The sequence below is a fragment of the bacterium genome, from assembly GCA_020444065.1.
Classification (GTDB): Bacteria; Sumerlaeota; Sumerlaeia; order SLMS01; family JAHLLQ01; genus JAHLLQ01.
On sequence record JAHLLQ010000001.1, the window covers coordinates 677,246 to 700,071 of the forward strand.

General features: G+C 60.5%; 17 protein-coding genes. 7 read left to right on the plus strand and 10 right to left on the minus strand.

The window, feature by feature from the left end:
• Window positions 1–16 precede the first annotated feature (16 nt).
• A complete protein-coding gene (locus KQI84_02500) occupies window positions 17–601 on the plus strand; it encodes an acetyltransferase (GenBank protein ID MCB2153731.1) in 585 nt (194 codons plus the stop codon).
• A gap of 59 nt (window positions 602–660) precedes the next feature.
• A complete protein-coding gene (locus tag KQI84_02505; GenBank protein ID MCB2153732.1) occupies window positions 661–2,949 on the plus strand; it encodes a hypothetical protein in 2,289 nt (762 codons plus the stop codon).
• On the opposite strand, the gene KQI84_02510 is transcribed toward KQI84_02505, so the two are convergent.
• Window positions 2,895–4,604, minus strand: coding sequence for a glycosyltransferase family 4 protein (locus KQI84_02510; GenBank protein ID MCB2153733.1), 1,710 nt, complete (start codon window positions 4,602–4,604; stop codon window positions 2,895–2,897). The two genes, KQI84_02505 and KQI84_02510, sit on opposite strands and share 55 nt — an antisense overlap.
• Entirely contained in the window at window positions 4,601–5,842 is a 1,242-nt protein-coding gene (locus KQI84_02515) for a glycosyltransferase (protein ID MCB2153734.1), read from the minus strand. The genes KQI84_02510 and KQI84_02515 overlap by 4 nt, the downstream gene beginning before the upstream one ends.
• Before the next feature lie 130 nt (window positions 5,843–5,972).
• On the opposite strand from KQI84_02515, the gene KQI84_02520 reads away from it, so the two are divergent.
• A complete protein-coding gene (locus tag KQI84_02520; GenBank protein MCB2153735.1) occupies window positions 5,973–7,466 on the plus strand; it encodes a GHKL domain-containing protein in 1,494 nt (497 codons plus the stop codon).
• Here KQI84_02520 and KQI84_02525 read toward each other — a convergent pair.
• The 4 genes from KQI84_02525 to KQI84_02540 all read right to left on the minus strand — a co-directional run bounded on the left by KQI84_02525 (window position 7,463) and on the right by KQI84_02540 (window position 13,691).
• Window positions 7,463–8,965 (minus strand): MATE family efflux transporter, encoded by a 1,503-nt coding sequence (locus KQI84_02525; GenBank protein ID MCB2153736.1) that lies wholly within the window; start codon window positions 8,963–8,965, stop codon window positions 7,463–7,465. The genes KQI84_02520 and KQI84_02525 overlap by 4 nt on opposite strands.
• A gap of 100 nt (window positions 8,966–9,065) precedes the next feature.
• Entirely contained in the window at window positions 9,066–9,530 is a 465-nt protein-coding gene (locus tag KQI84_02530) for a hypothetical protein (protein MCB2153737.1), read from the minus strand.
• A 17-nt stretch (window positions 9,531–9,547) separates the two neighbouring features.
• Window positions 9,548–12,112: a tetratricopeptide repeat protein gene (locus KQI84_02535; GenBank protein MCB2153738.1), complete on the minus strand. Its 2,565-nt coding sequence runs from the start codon at window positions 12,110–12,112 to the stop codon at window positions 9,548–9,550.
• Window positions 12,113–12,362: 250 nt separating this feature from the next.
• A complete protein-coding gene (locus KQI84_02540) occupies window positions 12,363–13,691 on the minus strand; it encodes a UDP-glucose/GDP-mannose dehydrogenase family protein (GenBank protein ID MCB2153739.1) in 1,329 nt (442 codons plus the stop codon).
• A 319-nt stretch (window positions 13,692–14,010) separates the two neighbouring features.
• On the opposite strand from KQI84_02540, the gene proB reads away from it, so the two are divergent.
• On the plus strand, window positions 14,011–15,171 hold the full coding sequence (gene proB, locus KQI84_02545) for a glutamate 5-kinase (GenBank protein ID MCB2153740.1): 1,161 nt from the start codon (window positions 14,011–14,013) through the stop codon (window positions 15,169–15,171).
• Between the two features lie 29 nt (window positions 15,172–15,200).
• Here the strand turns inward: proB and KQI84_02550 are convergent, their stop codons facing one another.
• Both KQI84_02550 and KQI84_02555 read right to left on the minus strand, forming a co-directional pair.
• On the minus strand, window positions 15,201–16,454 hold the full coding sequence (locus tag KQI84_02550) for a Glu/Leu/Phe/Val dehydrogenase (GenBank protein ID MCB2153741.1): 1,254 nt from the start codon (window positions 16,452–16,454) through the stop codon (window positions 15,201–15,203).
• A gap of 230 nt (window positions 16,455–16,684) precedes the next feature.
• A complete protein-coding gene (locus KQI84_02555) occupies window positions 16,685–17,623 on the minus strand; it encodes a hypothetical protein (protein MCB2153742.1) in 939 nt (312 codons plus the stop codon).
• Window positions 17,624–17,916: 293 nt separating this feature from the next.
• Between KQI84_02555 and KQI84_02560 the strand changes: the two genes are divergently transcribed.
• The 3 genes from KQI84_02560 to rocD all read left to right on the plus strand — a co-directional run bounded on the left by KQI84_02560 (window position 17,917) and on the right by rocD (window position 20,501).
• Window positions 17,917–18,096, plus strand: a complete 180-nt coding sequence (locus tag KQI84_02560; GenBank protein MCB2153743.1) for a YqaE/Pmp3 family membrane protein — start codon at window positions 17,917–17,919, stop codon at window positions 18,094–18,096.
• A 20-nt stretch (window positions 18,097–18,116) separates the two neighbouring features.
• Window positions 18,117–19,172, plus strand: coding sequence for a dTDP-glucose 4,6-dehydratase (gene rfbB / locus KQI84_02565; protein ID MCB2153744.1), 1,056 nt, complete (start codon window positions 18,117–18,119; stop codon window positions 19,170–19,172).
• A 117-nt stretch (window positions 19,173–19,289) separates the two neighbouring features.
• Window positions 19,290–20,501 (plus strand): ornithine--oxo-acid transaminase, encoded by a 1,212-nt coding sequence (gene rocD, locus KQI84_02570; GenBank protein ID MCB2153745.1) that lies wholly within the window; start codon window positions 19,290–19,292, stop codon window positions 20,499–20,501.
• 60 nt (window positions 20,502–20,561) lie between these two features.
• Here rocD and KQI84_02575 read toward each other — a convergent pair whose 3' ends face one another.
• Window positions 20,562–21,548 (minus strand): DUF547 domain-containing protein, encoded by a 987-nt coding sequence (locus KQI84_02575; protein ID MCB2153746.1) that lies wholly within the window; start codon window positions 21,546–21,548, stop codon window positions 20,562–20,564.
• Between the two features lie 62 nt (window positions 21,549–21,610).
• Window positions 21,611–22,792: a radical SAM family heme chaperone HemW gene (gene hemW, locus KQI84_02580; protein ID MCB2153747.1), complete on the minus strand. Its 1,182-nt coding sequence runs from the start codon at window positions 22,790–22,792 to the stop codon at window positions 21,611–21,613.
• Between the last annotated feature and the right edge of the window lie 34 nt (window positions 22,793–22,826).

The following is a 22,826-nucleotide window of genomic DNA, read 5'->3' on the forward strand; positions in this document are numbered from 1 at the left end:
TTCACTTGGAGTCCCTATGTCGATCGACCCATCTGCACGAATCCACGAAAGCGCTTATGTCGACGAGCCATGTGCGATCGGCGCAGGAACAAACATCTGGCACTTCACTCATGTGCGTTCGGGCGCGGTGATCGGTGAGGGCTGCAACATTGGCCAGGGGGTCTACATCGGCCAGGATGTTCACGTCGGCAACCGCTGCAAGATCCAGAACAACGTCAGCGTCTACGAAGCAGTGACGCTTGAGGATGAAGTCTTCTGCGGGCCGGCAATGGTCTTCACAAACGTCATCAATCCCCGCGCCGCCATTGAGAGGAAGAATGAGTTCCGCCCGACGCTGATTCGGCGCGGCGCCACGCTCGGCGCGAACTGCACGATCCTTTGTGGAATCACGATCGGCCGCCACGCCTTCATCGCCGCGGGAGCAGTGATCTTGCGCGACGTGCCCGACTATGCTCTCATGACCGGCGTCCCGGCGAAGCGTACCGGCTGGATGTGTCGCTGCGGCGTTCGGCTGCGTGAGGAAGATGGGCACTGGACATGCCCGGCGTGCGCGTGCCGCTACGAAACTGTCGCCGGACAGGATGCAATCGCTCCGAGCTGAAGAACGCGTTCCCGGTTGTGCCCGATGCCATCCCCTTTCTACCGTCGAGCATGCGCTCGATGAATCCGCTCAACCCCGATCAGACGTTGCGCCACTTCACGTGGCGGATGGTCGGGCTGTATGCGCTGGTCTGGTTGGCATGCCTCGCACCGTTCGCAATCGAAGGCACGCTGCCGGGCAGTCTGGGCAGTCTCGGTGCCGACACAAACCGGCTCTTCGTGCCATTCCGGGCATTTCTGCTGCGCCAGTTCTGGGCGTTCAACTTCCCCGATTGCGCCATGGGGATGTACCTCGGACATCCGATTCTGACTTATGGCCAGACGGGGATGCTCTATCCAACGAATCTGCTCGGCCTGATCATCCCTCTCCCCCACCATGCGTTCTTCTTTCTCGATCTGTGGATCCACGCAACGCTGGCATCCGCGGGCATGGCGTGGATGGTTCGCCGGCGCGGGCACAGGATGCTTGCCGCGCTGCTGATCGGATGGGTGTATGCAAACAGTTCCGCGTTCCTGCTCCGCACCGACGGGCACTGGACGCTGCTCCACCAGGCCGCGCTGCTCCCCTGGATGCTCGGGCTGTGGGAAAGCCTCGACAACTGGCGCTCGTCAGGGAATTGCGTCCGATCACGCGTACTCCTAGCCATCGTTCTCGGACTGATGCTCCTCGCGCAGAATCCCCAGTGGCTCTACCTGTTCGCGTTGTTACTGGCGCCGCTCGAGGCACTCCGAACGGTCCGCCGTCATCATCGGCTGTCTCCGCTCAGGCGCTGGGGGGGATTGCTGCTGATCGCTGTAGGCGCACTCCTCCTGGGTGCGGCGGGTTACTTGCCGGCGATTCTCGGGAGAGGCGATTCGGCCCGCGCTGCTAGTGCCGGAATGCGATTCATCGATTTGTGGACGCTCGCACCGGATAATCTGCTGGCTCTCATCTCACCGTACTATTACTTCGGCGAGAAGGTCTGGCAATTCAGCGGCAAATGGTGGCCGAACGAGTCCGTCGCCATCGTTGGTCGAGGAACCATGTTGCTCGCTGGAATCGGTTTCATCTCTCTGCTGCGAACCCCGAAGCGGCTCTCTGGACGCGCGGCCCTTCCGCTGATATTGATCCTTGGTGGACTCGCGATCGGAATCGCACCCGAGTTCCCCAACAGCCGGGGGATCGTTGCCCAATTGCCTTTCTTCACGAGTTTCCGTGCCTGGGGCCGTGCATTGATCGCTGTCGTGATTGGGCTGTTGCTACTGGCGGCGGAGGGCATCGATCGCCTGAACATTGGCCGTTCGAAGCGGGAAGCTCGCTCAGGAATACTCCTCGGGATGGGTGCGCTTGCGGCTTTCGCCTCGGCACTTTGGGATTCAATGGGAGCCGAGCCTTGGCGACCGGAGAAACTGAGCTCCTGGGGTGCAAAGATCCATCAGGGATTCCCCATTAAGATGGATGGCCTATTCTTCTCGACAGTGAAGGCCGATATCCTGATTCGGGATTTGCTCTGTTACGGAACTTGGACAATTTTGCTTCTGGCGATTGCAGTCCGAGGCAGGAGACAATGGACGACGATCGCAATCGCTGTTTTGCTGGCTGCAGAGCTGTTCTCCTTCCAACGGTTCGTCTTCCGCGAGCGCTCCCCAGTACTGACGCCCGAGTCGGTTCCTGAGTTAGCGGACTTCATTGATCGGCGTCGGGCTGGTGTCGCGCCGGCGCCGCTGACGGTGACATTCAATGCTCGCGAACTGAAGAACTTCGCTCTGCACCTGGATGGCATTCGCAGCCTTAGCGGTGTTGACGCAGATATGTCTTCTAGACGCTTGAAGTTCCTGAACATACTGCAGGGAATTTCGTATAGCGCCTACGAGCTTGATTCGATGGTTTTTGGGGTTCCTTCGGATCTGGCTCTCAACATGACCGGGGCCCAGGTTGTTGTCGAAGGCGATGATTTTAGCCCCCCTGTGGGGGGGGAGTGGCAACAGATTGACGGATACTGGATTCGATTCTTCCCTCAGAGGCATTCTGCCATCGAACTTCAGCCTGCAGATGCCGGCGAGGTGGACATTCTCCAGTGGACCGATGATGAGCTCACGGCCGTAACGAACTCGGATGAGCCGACAACACTGGCCTTCTGGAATTTTGGTGTGCCGCCTTATGATATCGATGGTCAATTGAGAGAGTCCGGTCATGGCAGGCTCTCTCCCGGCCAGCATCGCATTCACTACGAATACGTTGACTGGCGAGCGAGGATTGCGTTTGCGATCTCGATCGTGAGTTGGTTTGGGCTGGGGTTGTTCTTGCTGATTCGTCAGCGGCGCAAATCGTCAATGGCCGCGAGTAATCGCTCCGTCGCCGCGCGTTGAACGAAACGCTCTTCGGCCTTCTTGCGACCGGCTTCGCCCATCGTTTTCGCCCGCTCCGAATTATCAAGCAGCAACGCGATCGCATCCGCCAGCGTCGTTTCGTCGCGGGCGACGAGCCCATCTTCGCCCGGCGCGATCAGCGATGCCGCAGGGCCGCAGAACTCGTTTGCGATCACGGGTTTGCCGCGCAACCAGGCCTCGGCCAGCACCATGCCGAAGCTCTCGCTTTCGGACATCAGCGCAAACACATCGCACGCACGATAGGCTTGTTCGATCTCATCGTCAGACACGCGCCCGAGATAGACAACATGATCAGAAACTTCACGTCGATCGGCATCGGGACCGATCAGAACGTGTCGCACGAGTCGATCTTGTTGGCGGAGTTTACCGACGGCATCCGAGACGAGCTGATAGCGCTTCTCCGCGCTCTTCCGACAAATCGTCAGCACCACGGCTTCATCCGACGCAATGCCATGCGATTCCTTCCAAGACGCGGAAGAGAAATCCGCTGCAACCCTGCCGGGCATCGGTACGCCTGGACCTACAAATTCGGCACGAATGCCTCGCGGGGTGAAGAACTCGCGAGCAGAGAATTCCGTGTTCGCCAAGACGAATCGACTGGCGCGCAGTCCATCGATGTATCCCGACCAGTAGTAGTAATCGTCGTCCATGTGCCAGAGCGCCATCGAGAGCACCGGCAACGGACAAGCCTGCGAAACGTTCGGAATCACAGCCCACGGCAGGTTCGCCGCGATCACGTAGTCCACATCCTCCGGCGGCGTGCCCAGCGCATTCCAAAGTTCCGGACACCTCGGGCCACGCAGCCAGTCGAACAGGCGCGACATCCATGGCGGCCGGCGAGTCGCAGCATTCCAAAGGTGATCCCACCAGGTCTTGCCATTCCGCCGGCCAAGTGCGCGGTAGTCATTCGCCAGGTCCGCGCGCTGCATGGGCGTCGATTCATCCGGGGGGCGGAAGAGGATCTCTTTGACCAGAACGCCAAGCGTGCGGTGATCCCGGATCGGCTGAAAGGGATTGCCGATTCGCATTTCGAGAATACGCGATGGCAACTCATCGATGGGGACAGTCAACGAGAAGTGATCGTGAACCTGTGCTTCTGCAAGGGTTCGACCGCCGCAATGCACTGACAAACGACCGGACTTGGGTGCGATTCCATTGATCCAGACGGTTCCGCGAAATCCCTCCGGCACAGACACTCGGGCACGTTTCCAACTCCACCGCCACGTCTCACGGTTCGGTTGGATTTCCGCATGATGCCAGCCGTCGAGGAGTTCCACATCGGTTCCGTCGCTGGCCGCCAGCAATTGGTCCAGGAACTCCTCCTTGATGTCTGCCCACTCGGCCTCGATGCGTCGCTGCAAAAACTTCGCAGCGGCCTTCAGGCGCCACTCTGCCGGTTGTGCGAGTGGAAAGCGCGTGACAGCAACATCGTTCTCCATCATGAAACCGGCCGGATAGCCTTCCTCCCAACGGACTCCCCAGTGACCCACTGGCGCGATCTTCGATCCCGTCGTCGTCCAGATCTCGACCGAGTGCCCAAGCGCCACAAGATCGTCAATCAGGCGCCGGTGGTGAATCTCCGCACCCCCGATCAGTTCCTGTCCCCAACGATAGGTCACGAAGAGGAATTTCACGGCGCCGCTCCCCCGCCGTCGAGCGCTCGAAGCTTCGCTTCCACTTTCTTCACCAGCGCCTCCCATGAGCGCCCACGGGCGAAATCGCGCCTTGCGGTACGTGCCTCATCGGAGTCTTCAGCGAGCATCTCTGCAATCCGGTCCGGCCAATCCGAGGGCTGTGCGATAACAACCGGCGGAACGTAGAAACGCTCGACATCCGGAACTGGCGTGGAGATTACCGGCAACCCACAGGCAAGAAACTCGAGCGTCTTCACCGGATTGATCGCGCGGGCGGCCTCGTTGTCGGCAAACGGCATGATGCCCAGATCGCAATGCTGGTAGAACGCCGGCAGATCGCCGTGCGGTTTCAGACCGATCTCGTGGACATTGTCTGGAAAGCGAGGCGCCCGAAAGGCCGCTCGGCGTGGGCCGACCAAGACGATGGAGGCTTGCGGAAAGCGCCGGGCGGTTGCGTCAATCAGTTCGCCCGAAAGGCGATCGTTGAGCGTCCCGACGTATAGCAAGCGCGGCCGCGGAAGGTCGATCAGCTCGGCGGGCTCCTTCGCGGGGCGAGTCATCTTGTCGAAATCGACGCCGCTGGGAAGGAATTCCAGCCCGGCGATTTGCGGCGCGAATTTCTCCTTAAGCGAATTCGTGCCGGCGAAGGCAAAGTCGTGCGCTTTCAACAATCGCTGCTCGCGTTCGCGCCCATCCGATGGAGCCCAGTCGAAGGCGCAGAAGTCATCGATCAAATCGTACCCGACGTGTTTCGGCCTAAGCGCCGGAACCAGGTAATCGGCGAATGGAGAGTTTGTAAGGAAGTCGACTTCGAGCCCGCCGAGGACTTTCCGCAGGTAGGCGACGAGAATTCGCCGATTCAGTGCTCGGACGGGGGCAGCGCGGTACTCTCCGGTCAAGATCAGCGGCGACGCGACCAGGAGCTTGCCATCGGCCATCACACGCGACGATTGCCAACGACCCTGCAGAGGACCGGCGACCTGATGCAATTGGACGGGCGAGCAGAACAGAACGGGCCGGTGCTTCGCGAGGCCGACCGCCATTTCCTGGGGGCGCTGCCAGACGTCATCCCAGGCTACTTGGGAATACAGAAGGAGTGGGCGGGCGGCACTTCTGCTGGCCTCATGGCGCCATTTCGACGCAATTCCGCCCGAATCCGCAGACGCCAATTGCGCCGCCAGGCGGCCGTGCAGGCCAATCCAACGCAGGAACATGCTGGCTGTAACGTCTTGGGGCATCGGTTTCTCGCTGTCTCGCGGCGTCGACGGCCTGCCGAGCCCGAGTATTGACGAAGATGCGCGGCCGGGTACAAGAGTTGTTATCAGATTGAGGTGAGTAAGGCCTTTCAGAAGTCCAAGAGCGGCAGCGATGAGCGAGAATCAACAACCCTTCGAGAAGCCCCACGATTCGGCCCCCAAGCGGTTCTGGAATTGGGCGACGGAACTAAACTTCCGCGTCCAGACGATCCTGCTCACGGCCGCGGCTCTGCTCTTCGCCGGCGCGATCACCGTCGTGCTCTCCGCGCTGGTCGTGAACCAGATGAAGAACGAGCTGGTCTCGATGGCGGAGGAAAACGCCAAGAACCTGGGTAACGAAGCCCGGCGCGAGATCGAGCGCGCGCTGCGGGCAAAGGACGCTTCTTCGCTGAACGAGATCCTCCAGGACCCGGAGGTTCGCACCTCATTCCGGCTCATGACGCGCGACGGGGCGGTGGTGCTGGCCGCAATGGTCGACAGCGAAGGCAACTGCATCTACCAGCAGTTCGGCGACGAGACTCTCGTTCGCCGCAGCCACACAAACGCCGGTGGAGAGTTGGAAGGTCGCGTCCCGGGGACGGACGATCTGACTTGGGCCCTGGAAGTCCACGATTACCCGGAGGGCGTGACTCCGGAACGAATCCCCATCGAACACCAGGGCAAGACACTCGGCTTTGTTGAGTATGGAATCTCGGAAGAAGAAGCGATCGGCAACCTGGAGCGAATCAGTCACCACATCTCCGTCGGCTTGACGTATATGGTCGCGGTGGTCGTGCTGTTCCTCTCCGCCACGGTGTTCCTGCTCTACCGGGTTGCGAATCGTCACCTCGCTCTCCAGAAGCGCCACGACGATGCACAGCATCTTGCGCAGATCGGTACGATGGCGAGCGGCCTCGCGCACGAGATTCGGAATCCGCTGCACGCGATGAACCTGCATCTCGAAGCCGCGATGGACGATCTGGAGGCAGGCGGCGATGGGTCAGTCGACCACGCCAATCACATCCTCGATGGCGTGAAGAGGCAGATTTCGTCTCTCAGCCACGTGCTGACGAACTTCATGAACTACGCGCTGCCCAGTCGACTCGAAACAGAGCCGGTGCGGCTGGGGGCGCTGATTACCGAAACAGCCGATCTGCTGGCTCCCGAATTCAGCCGCCGCAACGCAACATTCTATGCCGACGTTCCACAGGATGCGTGGATCGAGGCGGATCCTTCGACAATGCGGCAGGTCTTTATCAATATCCTGATGAATGCTGCCCAGGCGGTTGAGAACAGCTCGACCCGCGAGATCACTGTGAAGACCGAATCACGCGGCTCGGATACCTGGCTGGTCAGCATCGAGGACACCGGGGCAGGCTTCCCCCCGGGGCAGGAGGAAGATATCTTCGACGTGTTCGTGTCGCACCGAAAGGGTGGGTCGGGCTTCGGCCTCGCGATCGCGAAGCGCATCGTCGAGGAGCATGGCGGCAAGATCCTGGCCGAGAATCGCCGCGAAGGCGGGGCGCGCATCTGGATGCAGTTCCAGGCAACGAAAGAGCCGAGTGGCTACACGGCACGGGCCCAGCGCAATGTCGATGAAAACGGAGTCCCGACGGTGATCGGCTAACCCGTAGCCATTGCAGCGTCATTGGGCGGTTCATCAAGCGACAGCGGCGGCTCAGTCTCGATCACCTTCATCGATTTCCAGAATCCACTGCGATAGCGCAGCATCATCCCCGTCCCCATGATGATAATGAACAGCGTGATGAATCCCCACAGCACCGTTGCAGGGGCACCCATCTTCACGGCAACGATAATCGGGATGATCATCACAAGCAGCGAGTTGAAGACCGAGAGCTTCAGCACGAAGCGCGTGTCACCCGCGCCCTTGATCGAACCGGAATAGGAAAGCGCAAACGCGTCAAAGAGCGAATAGACGGCGACGAAGATCAGGAAGACGCGCGCCATACTCTCCACCGCGGCAAAGCTCGCATCCACCGTCGTCTTGTCGCGGAACATGTCGATGTAGATTCCCGGGATCAGCACATACGAGGCCGAGACGACCACCATGTAGAGAAAGCACACAAGGAACCCAACACAGGTGATGCGTTCGGCCAGATCGACTCGTTCCGCGCCGACGAATTGACCAACAAGGACACTCAGCGCCTGCGCCATTCCGACCATCGGAATGAACAACAGCATGTTGATGTTCATCGCAATCGTCGTAGCGGTCAGCGCCTCCTGGCTGACTCGACCGACGGCAAGGATGAAGATCGAAAACGCCGACATGTCGATGATGAACTGAAAGCCCTGGGGCATGCCATAGTGCAGCAGGCGGCGGAACAGATCGGGGCGGAATCGCCACGCGGAAAGTGTCCCGAACTCTCGACGGTTCTGCGGAGTCAGCACACAGGCCGTGAAGATGACCGTGCCCAACGCCATGCTGAGAATCGTCCCCCAGGCTGCTCCCACAAGGCCGGGCTGGATAAACGGCGCCCAAGACGGCGGATTGAAGATCAGCCACTTGTTCAGCCCGATGTTCGCCCCGGCAATGATGAAGCTGATGACCATCACCAAGTTCACTTTGCCGCGGCCGGTGTAGAAGGAACTGAGCGCCCCGTTCACATGCAGGAAGACGGCGCCCAGGCAGAGCACGCCGAAGTACTCCGCCTCCAGCGCCGGGAGATTCCCGGCATGTCCGGTGAATCGAAAGAACGGCCCGGCGAACGGAATCATCGCGATCGCGATCGCTCCGCCCAGGATCGACATGTAGATGCCTTGCCAGACAGACGCGCCGATCCGATGGGGCTGCTTCGCGCCGTGGTATTGGGCGACGAAGGTACCGACGTATGTCACGATGCCCATAACGAGGGTCTGCGAAGTCCACCAGACCGTGCCGGCGCTCATCGAGGCGGGCAGGTGTGCATTGCGATCAAAATGTGCCAAAAAGAGACGATCGAAGAACAGGTTCACCGAGGCCGACAGGGCGCTCAGGATCATCGGCAGCGCCACGATCAACAAGTGACGCAGGCCGGCGTCGCCGCTCCAGCTCGGACGCACCCAAAGCCGCGCCGGTCCCTCCGGAGAAATGTACCGGGACCAATATCCACTAGCGGATGATCTCATCTGCGTTTTTCTCAGCGCTTGGGCCGATCGTCCGGTCGACCAACGAAAACCCAACTCCAGTCGGGTGAAGCCCAGTGATTGGACGAGTGCTCGGGTGGGCTCAGTGCTCCCGGACAGGGGTTACGGACTGCCAGACGCGTGCCTGTTCGCGCAATGCTTGAGTCGCGATTGCATCGGCCACATCGAACGCCCTGTCAGAGTTTACGTCCGGGGCCCCGTCTGCCTTCAAGAATGCCTGCACAATGAACTCCGTAGTCGGCGCGGGATCGCCAGCGGAACCGGGCTGCGTATTTCCCGCGATCTCCACCGCATTCGTCACCCCGTCATCATCCGAATCCAGGGGCTCGATGATTGCGAAGTCGAAGTAGAACTCGTAGTCTCGCCCATACGGATTCCGATCTCCTCCGCCGTTCTGGTCGTAGTGGCAGACGCCGCAGGAATACGAGGCCGGCAACGTGGATTCAGGATATTCAGTTTCGAAGCTGGTGAGGTACCAGGGGCGCGCAAGCAACGTCGTCGTCAGAAGGAGGGCTGGGATCGTGAGGGAAAGCCGGAGTCTTTTCATGACAAGAGTCGACGCTCCTACCGCCGCGTCAGTTTCTCGACGCGCTCGAGGACATCGCTGTAGCCGGCATCGATCTTCATGAGTTGCTTGTAGAGTTTCGTCGCGCGTTCAAAGAGATGAGCTTCCTCGAGTGTTTGCGCCGTCATGTAGAGCCAGCTCATCAGGTCGCTCAGTTCACCACTGGAGTCGCCGAGCGAGAGCTTCAGTTCCGATAGCGTTTCGCCGGTCAGATCGTACATGCCCTTCTGGGCGAAGCACCACGCGAGCTTGACAGTGGGGATCCGTGTGGCCCCGCTTTGGCGCGCTGCGCGTTGATAGAAGGCGATGGCCTGATTTAGATCCTTCTGCTCACGGCAGATGTCTCCCATTTCCTCGAGCATCTTCGAGTCGCCTTTGCCTTGGTCGACTTCGTTCTTCAGGAAAGCCAGGCGCTGATCCGACCGGGCGCTGTCGATTTCTTTCTGGAGGCCTTGAGCCGTTTCGCTGGTCGGCGCGATGGCTGTGAGCTTCTCGTGGAACTCGGCCGCCGTCTCGGCGTGTCCAGCATCGATTGCGAGGCGAATGAAGTTCTCAAGAAGCTCCTGATGCTCTTCTAACTCCTCGCTCTCTTCGAGCAACTTCGGAAGGAACTTCGCAGCATTCTCGTAATCATCAAGTGAGATGTAGGCGCGCACCAATGCCCGATCGATCTGCGCATCGCCTTCGCCGCCATTGCCGAGATACAACGAGTACGAATGCACCATCTCGGTGAACTGTCCATGCTCTTCGTACAATTCGCCGAGCGTCCTTAGCGTATTCAGATGATGCGGGCTTCGCCGCAGGATCTTCTGCGACCCTTCGCGCATGGCGGACAGCCGATCGAGCGACCTCTCGGCCATTCGTTTGATAGTCGCCAGGGCATCGTCGTACTTGCCCTCGGCCACCTGCAAGTCCGCCAGGTAGTTGAGCATCGGGAAGCCGCCTTCGATGCGACCCGTGGCTTCGGTGAGCACACGGATGACTTCTGTGCGCGCGTCGGGATGGTGATTCAGAATCAAGTCGGCATGGCCAACAGCGCGATCGCTGTGTCCGGCTCCGGCCAGCCGATCCAGCACCCGCAACACCAGCGGCAGGTCTTGCGGGTTCTCTCGCGATTCCTCGACGAGTTGCGCCAGCTCAGCCGTCAGCGCGGCCCGCTCAACCTGCTTCAGGATGCTCTCCAGCTTCGCGCCCACTTCTTCGTCGGGCTTTGCCTCAAGACCCTTGGCTGCAATTTCCCGCGCCTCATCGAGACGTTGAAGCTCAAGCAGCGCGCGCGAACGCAGGACGTACAGCATGGGGTCCGTGCACCCGCGCTCGCCCATCTGGCCCAGGTATTCGGCGGCCTCGTCCAACTTGCCATTCGAGAACAACACATTCGCGTAACGGAGCCCCAGCGCGAAGTCCGCCGGCTGATCCGCGACCATCTCAGAGAGCATGTCCTCGACCTTTGTGGTCTGGTCCATTGCTTCGTAGAGTTTCAAGAGCTTGCGGCGCACCGCAGGCTGGCGGCGCTTGATCGAGAGCGACTTTTCCAGCCAGCGCATCTGCTGATCCCGTCGAGCCATCCTCTCCGAATGTGCAGCCAGCAGGTTGACTGCTTCCAGGTGCTCGGGTGACTTCGCGATAACCTCGCGCAGGACCTTGTCGGAGCGTTGCATCGGAATGCCCTCCAACTCGCCGAGCTTCTCAGCCAGAGAGACGGCCTCGTCCAGATCGCCCGATTCGGCGAGCAGCGTCGCGTATACGCCCAGGGCTTCCTCGGTCTCGGGAATGCCGTGGCGGCGCATGATTTCGAGGGCTTCAGCGCGATGGCCTTGAGAAAGCAACTCCTCGCTGTAGGCGCTGCGAAGTTGCTCGTCGTCGGGAAATTGCTCGAACAGATCGCGGAGATAAACCAGGAACTCCGCGGGCTTCTCTTCCTCATTCGACAACTGGCAGAGTAGTTCCAACAGCTCCGGCGAGCGATCGCCGCCCGCGTGCAAAGCGCGAAGTTCGGTGGCGACTTCGCCCCTGGATCCGCGGCGGAAGCGCTCCATGGCGACCGACCGAAGCAGTTGCGTCTGGCCAGGGCGCCACAGCAATGCGAGGCGGCTGACGGCCAAAGCAGCGCCGCCCATGTCCTTGCGATCCAGCGTCTCCATCACACGACCCCACAGCCAGCGATTGAAAAACTCGATCGCGAGCAGAACCAGGACGGACAAAATGGCGCCACCCGCGGCTGCCGTGATATACCAGGGAAGCGGTGCCTCGTCCATTTGCACAAAGGTGACCAGCGCTGCTCCGGCTGTGATGCCAGGTGCGAGCCCACCCACGATCATGGACAGCCAAGGGCGCCCGCGCCGGGCATCCAGCCCCAGGCCGTAGGCGATCAGGGCAACAATCGCCTCGGCACCTGCGACGTAGAAGAACCGAAGGGCGAACATCTCGTCCTTCCAGGCATACTTGTCCAGGATCAGGTCGTAGAATTCGGGATCGTGGAAATACCGCCAGATGACCCATGCCGCAGCCACGGAAATGGGAAGCAGAATCCAGAAGAGCAGGTGAGAAATCCAGCGACGCATGGGACCTCGGTCGTGATGAGGGATGGCGATCGTCTCTCTAGGTGCGTCCCGCTAGGGATGGGCGCCAGTGAAAACTATGTGTACACCCGTCGCCGGGCGGCAACCGGAACCTGAGGCATAACCGCCGACCGGATGCCCAAAAGGTTGCCGGAAGATCGGTTAGGGCTGCAATGGCACTTTCGCCACCAGGAAAAAAGGCGCCCCCGAGAAGGGGGCGCCTTGGATTGTCTTCGAAATGGCCGATCCAGGATCAGGCGCCTTCGCGTAGCGAGGTCGGACGACCGATGCTGACGTAGTCGAAGCCCAGGCGCTTCATGCGCTCCAGCGAGTGAATGTTGCGACCATCGAAGATCAGCGGACGCTTCATCGTGTCGCGAATGCGCTCCAGATTCAGGAGCTTGAACTCATTCCACTCGGTCATGATGACCAGGGCGTCGGCACCTTCGGCGGCGGCGTAGGCATTGTCGACGTATTCGATGTCAGCGGGCAGCGGCGGCTGGGCCTCTTCCTTGGCCTTTTCCATCGCAATCGGATCGTAGGTCACGATCTTGGCGCCGTCCTTGTGCAGTGCGTGGATGACTTCAACACTCTTGGCTTCGCGCATGTCATCGGTGTTCGGCTTGAAGGCCAGGCCGAGCACGGCGACGCGCTTGCCGGCAACTTCGCCCATCGTCTCCTTGATGCGGGCGATGAACCGCGGGGTACGCAGTTCATTGACGTGCGTGACGGCATCGAACAGACCCAGGTCTTCGCCCAGTTCCTTCGCCTTGTGATTCAGCGAATCGACGTCCTTCGGGAAGCAGGAGCCGCCGTAGCCGAGACCGGCGTTCAGGAACTCGAGGCCGATTCGGTGGTCGTAGCCCATGCCCTTCGCGACGAGGGTCACGTCGGCGCCGGTGCGTTCGCAGATGTTGGCGATCTGGTTGATGAAGGAGATCTTTGTGGCCAGGAATGCATTGCTTGCGTACTTGATCAACTCGGCGCTCGGGACGTCGGTGATCAGCATCGGGCGCTCGAGCGGTGCGTAGAGCTCAAGCAGCGCCATGGCAACGTTCTGGGTCGGTGCGCCGATCACGATACGGTCCGGCTCGAGGCTGTCGCTGATGGCGTCGCCTTCTTTAAGGAACTCGGGATTCGAGACCACGTCGAACGGGATGCCATTTGCGTTCGTGGACTCGATCACGCGGCGGACCAGGTTGCCGGTTCCAACGGGGACGGTGGACTTGTTGACGATGATCTTGTACTCGTCCATGGACTTGGCGATCTCGGCGGCCACGCCCTCGACCTGGGAGAGATCGGTGGAACCATCGGCGGCGGGCGGCGTGCCCACGGCGATGAAGATCACCTTCGACTTCTTGACGCCTTCCTCGATGTCGGTGGTGAAGTTGAGCCGGCCGTCTTCCTGGTTCTTGCGCACCATTTCCTCGAGGCCCGGTTCGTAGATGGGCATCTGGTTGCGGCGCAGCATGTCGACTTTCTTCTGGATCTTGTCGACGCAGATTACGTCGTTGCCAAGGTCGGCGAAGACCGCCCCGGTCACGAGACCGACGTAGCCGGTTCCAATCACGCAAACATTCATGGGTCCAATGTTCTCCTTATGAAGACTTCGCAATCCCTTGTGAGGGCGAAGGAAAAATGACGAGTGTTTCTTCTGGCGGGCCGATGTGGATCGGAAAACAGCGAGAATCCTCCCAAATCCGAAGAATTCCGGCCCCCACCAGGGCTCTGCTGTCAAACGGCCTATTGGCAAAACCGCGGGCGGGAGTGTCGAGCCAAAAAACCCGAATCGCCGAATCTTGCAGGAAAAAAACGATCAATGACAACCTCTGGGCTGGACGGCGAGCGGACAGGTGGGTACGGCTCCTAGCAACGACTTGCCGGAGGTGACCGCGCAACCCATGACTCATGCTCCCCAGACTATCGCCGAAGCCTGGCCTTTTACGGAACGCCCGCGGCGACTCGTGGTTAAACTGGGGTCAAACATCCTCTCGACGCCGGAAGGGACTCTCGACGCGACCCGTATCGAGACCCTGGCTGCCGCCGTCGGGCGACTGCACGAGTCCGGTGCACAGGTGATTATCGTCTCCTCCGGAGCCGTGGCAGCCGGCATGGGACGCCTCGGGCTGAAGGAACGCCCCCGACAACTCCCACGCCTGCAGGCGCTCGCCTCGGTCGGCCAAAGCCGGCTGATGCGGACCTACAGCGACGCTTTCCATCAGTATGGGGTCCCGACGGCGCAGATCCTCCTTACGCGGGGGGACCTGGAAGACAGGCGGCGCTACCTGAATGCGCACGAGACGATCGAAGCGCTCCTCGAGATGGGAGCCGTTCCGGTCATCAACGAAAACGACACGGTGACGACGGACGAGTTGACTTTTGGCGACAACGATCTCCTGTCCGCCTTCATCGCCGTGAAGAGTTCTGCCGAATTGCTGGTACTCTTGACGGACATCGATGGACTCTACTCCGCCAACCCGCAGAAGTCGCCCGACGCGCACTTGATCGAGGTTGTTCAGAAAGTGACGTCGGAGATCGAGGCCCTCGGTGCCGGACCGGGATCCCGACTCGGGCGCGGCGGGATGGCGTCTAAGCTGTCCGCCGCTCGCCACGCGACGCGGTTCGGCATCCCAACGGTTATCGCGAACGGGCGTTGCGACTCGATCCTGGACGAAGTGGCCTCCGGTCAGTTCCGCGGGACATTGTTCCTCGCACAGTCCACCCGCAGAGGAAAAGGCCGGGCTCGGCTGCATTGGATTTCGACGCACCGCCCGCGTGGGTCGGTGCAGGTCGATGACGGTGCGGCGAAGATGCTCCTCACGGCGGGGAAAAGCCTCCTGCCGGTCGGCGTTGTGGCTGTAGAAGGAGATTTCGAGCGCGGCGACGTCATCTCCATCCGAGATGGTCAGGAGCAGGAGATCGCACGCGGCATCACGAATTACAATACGGCGGAGGTCAGGCGCCTGATGGGCTGCAGAGTCCGAGAACTCCGCGACGAATCCGGCGCGCCTCCGCCGTATGAAGAACTTGTCCATCGAGACAATCTGCACGTCCGGCGGTAGATGCCGCAGGACCCAGCCCTCGTCTCGAATCAGGGATAGAGTCCCCGAACCTGCTTTTCTATGGCCACTTCGCGAATGCCGAGCGTCAGTGCGGCAGTACGCATCGAGACGTTGTTGTTCCTTGCATAGTGGTGGCATCCAATGAACGCGCGCCGGATCAATTGCTGCAGGCGGCTGTCGACTTCCTGCGCCGACCAGAAGAACATCTGGATGTCCTGAACCCACTCGAAGTACGACACAATCACGCCGCCGGAGTTGCACAGAATGTCCGGGATCATCAGGATATCCGGATTCTCCGCCAGCACTTCGTCAGCCTCGTTGGTAGTCGGGCCGTTGGCGCCTTCAGCGATGATGCGGCACTTCAGGTTCTTGGCGATCTTCTCGTCGATCTGGCGTTCCATGGCGGCAGGCACCACGATTTCCGCAGGCGTCGCAAAGAACTCTTCCTTCGTAACGCGATCGATTCCGGGATAGCCTTCGAGCGTCTTATTGGCTTCGCAGTAGGTCGTCAGATCGACGGGGTCGAAGCCTTCCTCGCGGACGTAGTGGCCGCTGACGTCGGCGACGCCTTTGATCTTCACGCCGCGCATGGCCAACTCGATGGCTGCGACGGAACCCACGTTGCCGAAGCCCTGCACGATCGCGGACGATTCGGAGAGGTTGATTCCCTGCACTCGGGCGGCTTCTTCAATGCAGTAGACTGTGCCGCGGCCAGTGGCCTCGCGACGTCCCAGGGTTCCATAGAGGGCCGTGCTCTTGCCGGTGACGATCTGCGGACAGTTCGTGCCCGTGTGGGCCGAGTACGTGTCGTAGATCCACGCCATCACCTGCTCTCCGGTACCCATATCCGGCGCCATGACATCGGTATTCGGGCCGATGAAGGGTAGGATTTCCTGTGTGAAACGGCGCGTGATACGTTCCATTTCCCCGGTGCTGAGTTTGCTCGGATCGCAGTTGATGCCGCCCTTGGCGCCGCCAAAGGGCAAGTTTGTCAGACCGCACTTCCAGGACATCATCATGGCCAGAGCGGCGACTTCGCCCAGGTTCACTTCGGGGCTGAAACGCAGACCGCCTTTGCCCGGGCCGGCAGTCAGCGAGTGCTGAACGCGGTAGCCGTGAAAGACCTTGGTCTCCCCGCTATCCATGCGGACGGGGACGGTCACCACAATGCTGCGCTTGGGATACTTCAGGCGATCGATGATGCCTTTCTCGACGCCAACTCGATCGGCGACCGATTCCAACTGGCGGAGCGACTGTTGATAAAATGGAGAGTCTTCGAACACGGCTTGTAACCTCGGTGGAAGAAATGCCGTTCGCTTATGACGAACAATCCGTGATGCTAGGTAGGATTGAGGCTGGGTGGCAAGAAGGAAGATGGATTTCTGAGTGCTGGGGAACCAACAGGAAGGGCCCGCCGGAGCGGGCCCTCGGGTATGCGGCGGGGCGCCTTAAGGGGCGCTTAGGTTCATCGGCCAGATCAACCACCGGCGCACAAATCAGTACTGCAACATGGTCAGAACTCGATCGTCCGGACGGAGCGACTGCCCACGCCGGCGGGTTGGATCGCCGGGATCACTCGCATCTGCGGCGAGTTCATCTCTTCGCGGGGGTTCTGGCCAAACCGAACCGCCTGAATCCGGCTCGTGGACTTGCTTTCCTGCTGTCCCTGCGGAACCTGGACGTTCACCATGCGATTCCTGAAGTACGAAGGCACGGCGACGGTGCGAGTCGGGATGGTGGCGCGGGGCGAGACCGTCGAGGTCTGCTGGGCCTCCGTCTCGGCCGCCTTCTCCTGCTCCTTCTCTTCCTGTTGCTGCGGCTGCTCGGGCCGGTAACGCAACCGTCCGTCGCGCGTGTAATTGGTCCCGGGCTGAAGCTCGTCGCCTGATGGCCGGCGATCATCCACGTAGGTCTCGGAGCGCAACAGCTTGTCGCCCTTGTAGACGGCGCGCTGCTGGATGGTCCGATCATCTTGATTCGATTGGTGCTCATAAACCGTGCGGCCGCGGGGGGCGCGGTACTGCGAATCGTAGTAATCGCCCTCGTCGATCTGCCGGGTCTGCAACGGGTAATCTTCGGCGTAATAGGTCGGAGTTACGCGCGAACGATTGTACCAGAAGTAGTCGTGGGGGAACGTCGTAGAGATCCCGATGCTACCGTGGCTGCCCCAGTAACCCAGACCGATCCGGACACGGCTGTAGGACGGATAGCACGAGCGATAGCGTGGGTAGTAGTGGCGGACCGTCGGGCGGTAGTACACGGGCCTCCAGTGATGCCGCGGGGAACGATTCCAATGTGACGAGTGCGGGCGATGGTGGTCGCGATCGCGGCTGCTGTAGTAGGCGCCGATACCGGGAGAACTGACGGAGATTCCCCAATCCCCCGCCGAAACCGGCGGGGCAACAAACGCGAGACCAACCAGGATTGTGAACAAGAGTGCAAACTTACGCATTTTCAAAGCCCTCCATGGGGCGATATCGATGGAAGTATGTACCCGTTCCCTTCCATTTGACAAGACCCATTCGCAATGCTGCAGGTTTGGCAGAAGGTCTTTCGGGGCTGACTGTACCGTTGGTCGGGTAGGAGCCCCATCGTACTCATGCTCCAGTGGTCAAGAAACTAGATTACACCGAGCGGGCACGACTGGTTGTTCTGGGGGTGCAGAGGTTTGGCAGAGGGAATGGCTTGCCCTTCAGCAGTTTGACGAGGCAGAAGGTGGCCGAACATTCCCCTGGAGGCTCCTCCATGAACAAGATCCTGATGATCATCGTCGCTATCGTCATTCCGCCCGTTGCCGTCGCTCTGACCAAGGGGTTCGGTCTTCACTTCTGGCTGAATATCATCCTGTGCTTGCTCTTTTGGCTTCCCGCATCGATTCATGCGGTGCTGGTGGTCCTGATGAAGGACGGCACCATCAAGATCTGAGTGAGGAGTAGTCATCCGACATGAATATCCTCGTCACGGGTGGCGCCGGATTCATCGGTTCCAATCTCGTCCGACACCTGGTACAGACCTATCCCAACAACCGGATCGTGAATCTGGATGCGCTGACTTATGCGGGCAACCTGACGTCGCTGGCGGATATCGAAAACGCTCCGAATTACCGCTTCGTCGCCGGCGATATCTGCGACGGAAAACTGCTGGCGGCGTTGTTCGAAGAAGAACAACTCGACGGAATCATTCACCTGGCGGCGGAGTCCCACGTGGATCGTTCGATCCTGGGGCCGAAGGAGTTCATTCGCACAAACGTCACGGGCACGTTCGAGTTGCTGGAAGCGGCTCGCGCTGCGTGGTCTGGTGGGCGCAAAGGACGCTTCCATCACGTCTCGACCGACGAGGTGTACGGTTCTCTCGGCGAGACGGGCGCGTTCACGGAAACAACCGCCTACGCACCAAACTCGCCCTACAGCGCCAGCAAGGCCGGCAGCGACATGCTCGTGCGAGCCTACCACCACACGTACGGAATGAACGTCGTTACGACGAATTGCTCGAACAACTACGGCCCATACCAGTTCCCGGAAAAGCTGATCCCGCTGATTATCTTGAACGCGCGCGGCGGCGAGCCGCTGCCTGTCTATGGCGATGGTGCGAACGTGCGAGATTGGCTCTACGTCCAGGACCATGTCGAAGCGCTGGACCTGGTTTTCCGCCAGGGCGTTGCCGGCGAGACATACAACGTTGGAGGCAACAACGAGTGGAAGAATCTGGATGTCGTCGAGAAGATCTGCGACCTGGTCGATGAGGCCCTCGGCTTGGACGCGGAAGGTGCTCGCCGGCGCCTGATCACGTTTGTCAAGGATCGCCCCGGGCACGATCGCCGGTACGCAATCGATGCTTCGAAAATCGCCCGGGAATTGAATTGGGAGCCGCGCTTCACGTTCGAAGAAGGACTGCGTTCGACGATTCGCTGGTACCTGGATCACTCCGAATGGTTGGAGGCCTGCGTTACAGGCGCCTATCGGGATTACTACGAGCGAAACTACGCCGACAAGATGAGCTGAAATCGCGTTTTTTTCCGTCCAAATTGGGTTGCCGAGCAGATTGAAGTTGTGTCATAAACCCAGCGGTCCCATCCGGCGATCCCGGGGGGCCGCAATTTCATTTTGGGGTGGCACACAATGCTCGCTCATGCCTGTTCGTCGGACATTATCGCGAAAGCGGAGAAATTCAGCGCACACAATTACCATCCTCTGCCGGTCGTGTTGACCCGCGGCGAAGGAGTGTGGGTTTGGGATATTGAGGGAAAGAAGTACCTGGATTGCCTGGCGGCTTACTCCGCCGTGAACCAGGGACATCGCCACCCGCAGATCATTGCTGCGCTGCTGGCCCAGGCCGAGCAGATCACGCTGACTTCGCGCGCGTTCCACAACGATCAGATGGGCGAGTTCATCGAGGAGCTTTGTAACGCCACCGGCTACGAAAAAGCGCTGCCGATGAATACCGGCGCGGAGGCCGTGGAGACCGCAATCAAGACTGCCCGGAAGTGGGGCTACAAAATCAAGGGAGTGCCCGAGGGCCAAGCCGAGATCATCGTGGCGGCAAACAACTTCCACGGCCGCACGACAACGATTGTTGGGTTCTCAACCGAGCACCAATACCGCGACGGATTCGGTCCGTTCACTCCGGGTTTCAACGTCGTTCCCTACGGCGATGCAGAAGCTTTGGCGGCTGCAATTACACCGAACACGGTCGCGTTTCTCGTGGAGCCGATCCAAGGCGAGGGCGGCGTGGTGATTCCTCCGCGCGGTTACCTGCGGGCGTGCTACGATGCCTGTCGCGAGAACAACGTCTTGTTCGTTGCAGATGAAATCCAGACCGGTTTTGGTCGCACGGGAGCGATGTTCTGCTGTGACCACGAGAACGTAAAGGCGGACCTTGTCGTCATCGGCAAAGCCCTCGGCGGCGGCGTCTACCCGGTCAGCGCAGTACTCGGTTCGAACGAGTACCTCGGTGTGTTCAATCCGGGCGATCACGGCTCGACGTTCGGCGGAAATCCGCTCGGCTCGGCGGTGGGCCTGGCATCGTTGCGCGTTGTGATCGAGGAAGACCTGCCGGGGCAGTCACTCCTCCTCGGGAACTACTTCCAGGAACGCCTGCTGGCGATCGATTCGCCGCACGTCAGAGAAGTGCGCGGCAAGGGCCTGATGATTGGCGTAGAAATCAAGCGCGAGTCCGGCACGGCACGACCCTTCTGCGAGGCGCTGATGGAACTCGGCATTCTGGCGAAGGAAACGCACGCGCAAACAATCCGCTTTGCTCCCCCGCTGGTGATCGACCGCGAGACGATCGACTGGGCACTGGAACGGATCGAGAAGGTTCTGACGCGCTGAGGTCGAAGTGGTTCCGAAGAAGATGGGCCCGCGGCTGAGATGTCCGCGGGCCCGTTTCGTTTACTGCGCTGCGTTCAGGGCCCAATCGTAGTCCAGCCACTGGATCGTGAAGTCACCGTTGCGAAGAGCTTCGGCTGTCGCGTCGTCAGCGACGTAGTCGGCGAAGAACCTGCCGAGAGCCTGCTCTTTCGTCGCGTCCGTGTAAAGCAGTTGGAAGTCTTCGCCGTACCAGTCGAGCAACTGGCTGAGATACAGAGTGCCATCTTCAAAGCGGAACTTCGACGGCGTCTGTACGAAGCGGCGTGTTGCCTTATCGAGTTGCGTTTCGAGTTTGCCGGCCTCGAAAGGCGCCGGCGCAAGATCCGGGCACCCGACGCTGGCGCAATTCAGCGCAAAGTGGATCCGCGGATCGACGAAGGCGCGCCGTTTTGCCTCGGGCTCATCCCGCAAACGCAGCACGTCGTGCTCGATTTCGTTCAGTGTCATCGGTTGGCCGGCCACGATCATCGACGTGTCCCAGGCCTTTTCGATGTCCATGATGCTGTCGATGGGATAGTGTCGAACGATCAGATCGATCGTCAGGATGTTGTACGCATTGGCGTACCAGGCCATCTTCGCGGCATCGTCGAGCTTGTCTAACGCGGCCGGATCGGTGGTCTCGATCGCGCGAATCAGGGCCTTCAATTCGACCGGATCGTCCTTCAATCCGGCGTAGTCGACACGACCATCAGCGAGGTATTTGCTCAACAGGTCGGCGTAGGTTCGAGTCGGGAAGCCCGCCGGTGCCAGCAATCCAGGTGACTGATGCGCCTTCCGCCGCACGGGCTGATCCGAAGATGTGCGGCTCGTGGGTCCGCTGGTTGGACCACTGGTCGGCCGGCTCGTCGGACGAGTGGTAGCCTCCGTGATAGTTGTGGCGGGCTCATCCTCTCCCCCGGCGCTGACAGCCTTGGGGGGCACGAGGAATAGCGCCATACCGGCCATCAGCACGCCGAATGCAGCGATCAGGAACACGGCTTTGTCGTTCGGGCGGGTCAAAATCTTCATAGTCGGGTACTCTTCCTCTCATCTTCGGAAGATGCTTAGAAAGATTCGCGCCTGAGATGAGCTCACCGGCTGCGGGCAAACTCGATCACGCGCAGCAACAGCGCATCGGAGACAAGCCATCCCTCGCGCGTCAGCCACACGCGTTCGTCATCCCGCGCCACCCAGCCCTCCTCGGCGGCGCCGCGACCGGAACTTGTTTCCAGCCAATCCTGAAAAATCTCGTCGGCACTGCCTCGCGCCCCGTTGAGGGCAAATCCCTCCGCCCGGCGCAGGCGGCGGAAGAGTTCCTCCTCGAGTTGGATATCGGGGGCCAGTTCTTCCGCCTCGCTCCGCGGAAGGCGCCCTTCGTCCACGGCAGCCGCCCATCCATCGAGATCGTCCGGATTGTCCCATCGGAGCGCGCCCATCGAGCTGTGCGCTCCCGGCCCCATGCCGACCACATCGCGAGCCGACCAGTAGCGCTGGTTGTGGCGACTGCGGAAGTCGGGACGGGCAAAGTTGCTGATCTCGTAGTGCTCGAAGCCGTGCGCACAGAGATACGCCGCGCCTTGCAAGTACATCTCGGCCAGTTCGTCATCGGTCGGAAGAATCAATGAACCCCGCTCTGCATCGTCGAAGAAGGGCGTTCGTTCGTGAATCGTCAGACCGTAGAAGGAGATGTGCTCTGGCTCCAGTTCAACTGCCAGTCTCAGATTCTCCATCCAGTTCGCCAACGATTGTCCCGGCAGTGCGAACATGAGATCGAGCGAGAGATTCCGGAATCCGGCATCGCGCGAATGGCGAACGGCCTCGTAAATCGTGTCGCGCTCGTGCAGGCGTTCAAGGCGTTTCAAGTCTTCCTCGGCGAAGGACTGCACACCAATCGAAAGACGGTTGATTCCGGCACCGAACCACTTCTGTGCGCGCCCGGCGGTCAGGTTCTCCGGATTGGCCTCGAGCGTAACTTCCGGATCCGAGTCGGGATGCCGGGAGCGCAGCCGCCGCACTAACTCCCCAACGGCCGCTGGAACCAGAACGCTCGGAGTACCGCCGCCGAAGTAGATCGACTCCAGCGGGTGGTCCAGCAATTCAGGATGGACCTCAAGAAGGAGGGCGTGTTCGCGCTCAACGCACTCCGGAAAATCGAGCCGAGCACGCGCGGGCCTGTCACGCAGCTCCAACTTGTAGAAGTCGCAGTACGGGCAGGCGTGCTTGCAGAAGGGCACGTGAATGTAGAGGCCGAGGCTGTCGGGCGGCGTACTCATACGGTGATGAACACGCAGCGGGCGCGCGCATGTC

Coding starts and splice junctions, on each gene's coding strand:
- KQI84_02505 (MCB2153732.1), top strand. CDS start 661: ATGAATCCGCTCAACCCCGATCAGACGTTGCGCCACTTCACGTGGCGG.
- proB (MCB2153740.1), top strand. CDS start 14,011: ATGACTCATGCTCCCCAGACTATCGCCGAAGCCTGGCCTTTTACGGAA.
- KQI84_02525 (MCB2153736.1), bottom strand. CDS start 8,965: ATGAGATCATCCGCTAGTGGATATTGGTCCCGGTACATTTCTCCGGAG.
- rfbB (MCB2153744.1), top strand. CDS start 18,117: ATGAATATCCTCGTCACGGGTGGCGCCGGATTCATCGGTTCCAATCTC.
- KQI84_02530 (MCB2153737.1), bottom strand. CDS start 9,530: ATGAAAAGACTCCGGCTTTCCCTCACGATCCCAGCCCTCCTTCTGACG.
- KQI84_02515 (MCB2153734.1), bottom strand. CDS start 5,842: ATGCCCCAAGACGTTACAGCCAGCATGTTCCTGCGTTGGATTGGCCTG.
- KQI84_02535 (MCB2153738.1), bottom strand. CDS start 12,112: ATGCGTCGCTGGATTTCTCACCTGCTCTTCTGGATTCTGCTTCCCATT.
- hemW (MCB2153747.1), bottom strand. CDS start 22,792: ATGAGTACGCCGCCCGACAGCCTCGGCCTCTACATTCACGTGCCCTTC.
- KQI84_02520 (MCB2153735.1), top strand. CDS start 5,973: ATGAGCGAGAATCAACAACCCTTCGAGAAGCCCCACGATTCGGCCCCC.
- KQI84_02500 (MCB2153731.1), top strand. CDS start 17: ATGTCGATCGACCCATCTGCACGAATCCACGAAAGCGCTTATGTCGAC.
- KQI84_02575 (MCB2153746.1), bottom strand. CDS start 21,548: ATGAAGATTTTGACCCGCCCGAACGACAAAGCCGTGTTCCTGATCGCT.
- KQI84_02555 (MCB2153742.1), bottom strand. CDS start 17,623: ATGCGTAAGTTTGCACTCTTGTTCACAATCCTGGTTGGTCTCGCGTTT.
- KQI84_02560 (MCB2153743.1), top strand. CDS start 17,917: ATGAACAAGATCCTGATGATCATCGTCGCTATCGTCATTCCGCCCGTT.
- KQI84_02540 (MCB2153739.1), bottom strand. CDS start 13,691: ATGAATGTTTGCGTGATTGGAACCGGCTACGTCGGTCTCGTGACCGGG.
- rocD (MCB2153745.1), top strand. CDS start 19,290: ATGCTCGCTCATGCCTGTTCGTCGGACATTATCGCGAAAGCGGAGAAA.